This window comes from Planktothrix sp. FACHB-1355 (genome assembly GCF_014748295.1).
In the GTDB taxonomy this organism is placed as follows: domain Bacteria; phylum Cyanobacteriota; class Cyanobacteriia; order Cyanobacteriales; family Aerosakkonemataceae; genus Aerosakkonema; species Aerosakkonema funiforme_A.
On sequence record NZ_JACJUP010000405.1, the window covers coordinates 1 to 5,254 of the forward strand.

Here is a 5,254-nt window from a genome sequence, read left to right on the forward strand (position 1 = left end):
AGTAAAGAGTTAAACTTTTTGGATAGAATTTTAACAGAATGAACAGTAATTTTACTGGGACAACCAGAGGCAACATTTTAATCGTAGACGATACCCCAGAAAACATAGAAGTGTTATCCGCAACTCTTCGCGAACGGGGGTATGCAGTCCGGGGAGCGATTAAAGGTGGAATGGCGATCAGAGCTGCGCGATCGGTTCCACCAGATCTAATTTTACTCGATATCAGAATGCCGGAAATGAACGGCTACGAAGTTTGCGAACAACTAAAAACAGATGAGAAAACTTGCGAAATACCCATAATTTTTATTAGTGCATCCGATGAAGTGTTCGACAAAGTTAAAGCTTTTACTGTCGGTGGCGAAGACTACATCACCAAACCGTTTCAAGTGGAAGAAGTTTTGGCGCGAGTTGAGCATCAGTTGACTATCAAAAAGCTGCAAAAGCAACTACAAGAGCAAAATCAAAAACTACAACAAGAGGTTGAACAGCGCCGCAACGCAGAAGCAGCCGCCGCAGCTGCATCTAAAGCCAAAAGTGAATTTGTCGCTAATATGAGCCACGAACTGAGAACGCCGTTAAATTCTATTCTTGGCTTCACTGAAATAATCAACCGCGATTCATCGCTCAGTAACGAAGTGCGGGAAAATCTGAAAATCATCAGTCGCAGCGGCAAGCATTTGCTGGAGCTAATTAATGATGTTTTGGATTTATCTAAAATTGAAGCAGGCATTATAGCACTAAATGAAAGTAATTTTGACTTGTATCGCCTTCTCGATAATATAGAAGAAACCTTACATTTGAAAGTAGAACAAAAGAAGTTACAGATGAGATTCTATATTTCATCAGATGTTCCGCAGTATATAAAGACTGATGAAAAAAAGTTACGTGGCTGTTTAATAAATCTTTTGGGTAACGCCATTAAATTTACCGAAAAAGGTAACGTAACGCTGCGCGTAAGAGTAGATGATTCATCGCCATCCACCGGGAACGATTTTCGACTTTTGTTTGCAGTGGCCGATACAGGCCCCGGCATTGCTCCTGACGAAATGGAGAAATTGTTTGAGGCATTCGTACAAACAGAAACTGGGCGGAAATCTGCCGAAGGAACTGGTTTGGGTTTAACAATTACCCGCAAGTACGTGCAATTGATGGGAGGTGATATTACCGTAGAGAGTATTTTAGGCCAAGGCTCGACTTTTAAATTTAATATTAAATTTAAAGAAGCCGATTCCTCGGAAGTAATAATGCAACCGATTCAGCAGGTAATTGGCTTAGAACCGAACCAAAAAGCATATAGAATTTTAGTAGCTGATGATACTAAAGACAACCGTTTATTGGTAGTTAAATTGTTGCAACCGATCGGGTTTGAAGTGCGCGAAGCAGCCAACGGTCAACAAGCTGTTGAAGTGTGGGAAAATTGGCAACCGCACCTAATTTGGATGGATACCCGGATGCCAGTGCTTAATGGGGTAGAAGCGATAAAACAGATTAGAGCGAAGGAAAAAGAGAGTAAAAGAGGCTTTGAGGCAGCAAACGGCAAAGAAAAACTTATTTCTGGCAATTATCAGCCCAAAACCATTATTATTGCCCTCACTGCCAGTGTTTTTGAGGAGAGACGAGGGGATATTTTGGCAGCTGGCTGTAATGATTTTGTGAGCAAGCCTTTCCAAAAAGAGGTGATTTTTCAGAAATTAGCTGAATATTTAGGAGTGCGATATATTTACGAAGACTTATCACGATCGACGACGGCTTTTGCCGTCAAATGCTATCCTGTCTCTAGACCGGACTCATTCTGGCGTGAGGAATTAGCAAAAATGTCTCCAACTTGGGTGAGAAAACTATATCAGGCAGCTAATAAAGTTAATGAGGAGTTGATTGTACAACTAATTGAACAAATCGGGTCAGATAGAGCTACTTTGGCTGAAGCTTTAACAGATTTGGTTAATGATTTTCGTCTAGATGAGATCGTGCGGTTGACCAAATTATTGTTGGATAATTCATAATATTTTTAGCAATAATGGAGTTGTTAATGTCGGTGTTTAATAACAAGCAAACCAAAATTTTAATAGTTGACGACCAACCAGCAAATCTCCGTTTTTTATCCAATATATTAATATCGCAAGGTTATAAGGTTCAAAGAGCTATTTGCGGGCAGCTAGCATTGAATGCAGCGTTCGATTCTCCGCCCGACTTGATTTTGCTCGACATTGTAATGCCGGAAATGAATGGCTATGAAGTGTGTAAAAAGTTGAAAGCTAATAAAAAAACTAAGGAAATACCTGTAATATTTGTTAGCGTTTTAGAAGATGTAACAGAAAAAGTTAAAGCTTTCCATCAGGGTGCAGTTGACTATATTACTAAGCCATATCAAGCTGAAGAAATCTTAGCTAGGATTGAAAATCAACTGACGATTCAAAGGTTGCAAAAGCAATTAAAGAAGCAAAATGCTCGATTGCAACAAGAAATTCTGACCCGCAAAAATACTGAGGTTGCACTGGCAAAATCGCGAGATTTTTACTTAACCTTATTTCAGTCTTTTCCAACACTTATATGGCAATCGGATCGGTACGGCAACTGTAATTATTTTAACGAAGCTTGGCTGAGTTTTACGGGGAGAAACCCGTCACAAGAATGGGGAGATGGATGGACACAAGGAATTCATCCCGACGATCGGGAGTACTGCCTGAGAATATACCATCAGGCATTGGAGTTTCGTCAGCCATTCGAGATAGAATATCGGTTGCGGCGCAGCGATGGCGAGTACCGATGGATAATTAATTTCGGTAGACCGTTTAACGATATTGAAGGTAATTTTGCTGGCTTTATCGGGTCGTGTTACGATATTAGCGATCGCAAACACCGCGAAGAAGCGCTACGATTAATCTTCGAGGGAACTGCTTCGGCTACCGGCAGGGAATTTTTTCGCAGCTGCGTTCGTTATCTCGCTGAGGTGCTGCAAGTTCGTTACGCCGTCATTACCGAATTTGCCAATAATGACAAGACGATAGCTCGTACTTTGGCATTCTGGAATGAAGAAACATGGGATGAAAATATTGAGTACGAAATTGCAAATACTCCTTGCGAAAAAGTTTTAGGTGGGATAACTTGCTACTACCCTTCGGGCGTGCAAGCGCTTTTTCCTGAAGATATAACTTTAGCGGAGATAGGTATAGAAAGCTTTGTGGGAATTCCGTTTGTAGATTCTAACGGAAATATCATAGGCCATTTGGCAGTGATGGATACGGAGCCGATCGATTGCACTCCGGATAAAGAATTAATTTTACAAATTTTTGCCGCTCGTGCGGGAGCCGAACTGGAACGCAAACAAGCAGAGTTAGAACTGCAAGAAAGAGAAGAACGATACAGAACTTTAGTATCGAATATTCAAGGCGTTGTTTACCGCTGTGCTTGCGATTCTGACTTGACAATGGAGTTTATCAGCGATGCTATTTTAGAAATTTCTGGCTATCCATCAAGTGAATTTATTGCCAATAAAGTGCGAAGTTTTGCCAGCATCATTCATCCCGAAGATAGACAGATGGTGGAGGAAATTGTGCGCGAGGCTGTCAAAAATAAACAGCCTTTCATGAATGAGTATAGAATCGTGCGAGGCGATGGCAGCATTGCTTGGGTTTACGAAAAAGGCCGAGGTATTTTCGATGCAAAGAGCAAAATTATCTGCTTAGAAGGAGTGCTTTTCGATATCAGCGATCGCAAGCAAACAGAATTAGAATTACTCCTAGCAACAGAACGCCTGCAACATTTGCTCACTTCCAGCCCAGCTTCGATTTATAGCCGCAAACCGACAGAAGATTTGGCAACTACTTTTATCAGCAGCAACGTAGAGGCAATGCTGGGTTACCAAGCAGAAGAATTTCTAGAAGATGCAAGTTTCTGGACAACCCGCATTCACCCGGAAGATATTAAGCGCGTTCTTGTCGAATTAGCAAAACACCTATTTCTAGATGGGTTTCATTCGATAGAATACCGTTTTCTCCATCAAAACGGAACTTACCGTTGGGTTTACGACCAAGTTAAATCGATCCAAGATGAAGCAGGTAATTTGATTGAGTGCGTTGGTTATTGGACGGACATCACCGATCGCAAACAAGCAGAAATTGCGTTACGCGAAAGTCAGCGGCGGTATCAAACTTTAGCAGAAGCTTCCCCAGTTTGTATATTCCACACGGATGCTGATAGCAATTTTTTGTATGTTAATCAGCGCTGGAGCGAAATTACCGGACTATCCGTAGAAGAAGGATACGGCATGGGGTGGGCGAGTATTTTACATCCAGAAGATCGCGATCGGATCTTTACCGAATGGGCTTTTGCTGCCGAAGCTAGAGTGCCGTTTAAGTCTGAATATCGTTTTGTCCGTCCGGATGGCAAAATTGCCTGGGTAATCGGTCAAGCAGTGCCAGAAATAGGGGATGATGGCGAAATTAAAGGCTATGTTGGCACGATCACAGATATTAGCGATCGCAAGTTAGCAGAAGCAGCATTAAAAGAGAGCGAAGAACGCTTTTATCTAGCAGTATCCGGCACTAATGATGGAATTTGGGATTGGAATTTAAGAACAAACAAAGTCTATTATTCTCCTGTTTGGCTGCAAATTCTCGGCTATCGGGAAGGAGAACTGCCGTATCTGTTCAGTACCTGGTCAAATAAGGTGCATTCAGATGACTTACAGAGTACTATGAACGCTCTTCAAGATCACATAAAAGGCAAAGCTCCCATTTTTCAAAAGATCTATCGCATCAAACACAAAGATGGTCGATGGGTGTGGGTCGAGACAAAAGCTAAATGCGTCCGCGACTCCTTTGGTAAAACTTACCGAGTCACCGGTACTCTCGCCGACATCACCGAACGCAAACTAGCAGAGGAAGCATTGCGGGAAAGTGCGGAGCGAGAAAGAGCGATTGCCCAAGTCATTCAAAGGATGCGCCAAACTTTGGATATGGAAACGATATTCGCTGCGACAACTCAAGAATTGCAGCGAGTAATCAACTGCGATCGCGTCGTCATCTATCGCTTCCATGCTGACTGGAGTGGCGAGTTTGTTTCCGAGTCCCTGTCAACTACCTGGAGTTCTTTAGTCCAAGAACAAAATCATAATTCCTATTTTACAGGTAATTTTATTGCCCCAGAAACTTGCACGATCAAAAGATTAGGCTTTGTTTCCAATATCGTGCAGGATAGTTACATCAGTCAAACAAGAGGCGGTGCCTTCAACGAAGGTGTATCTTACCTAATT

At 42.1% G+C, this 5,254-nt stretch carries 2 protein-coding genes; both read left to right on the forward strand.

Annotation, left to right across the window (positions count from 1 at the left end; genetic code table 11):
• The first annotated feature begins 38 nt into the window (after positions 1 to 38).
• Positions 39 to 2,003 (forward strand): response regulator, encoded by a 1,965-nt coding sequence (locus tag H6S82_RS17015; RefSeq protein ID WP_190463647.1) that lies wholly within the window; start codon positions 39 to 41, stop codon positions 2,001 to 2,003.
• 26 nt (positions 2,004 to 2,029) lie between these two features.
• On the forward strand, positions 2,030 to 5,254 hold a 3,225-nt coding region (locus tag H6S82_RS17020), incomplete at its 3' end, for a PAS domain-containing protein (protein ID WP_191056456.1).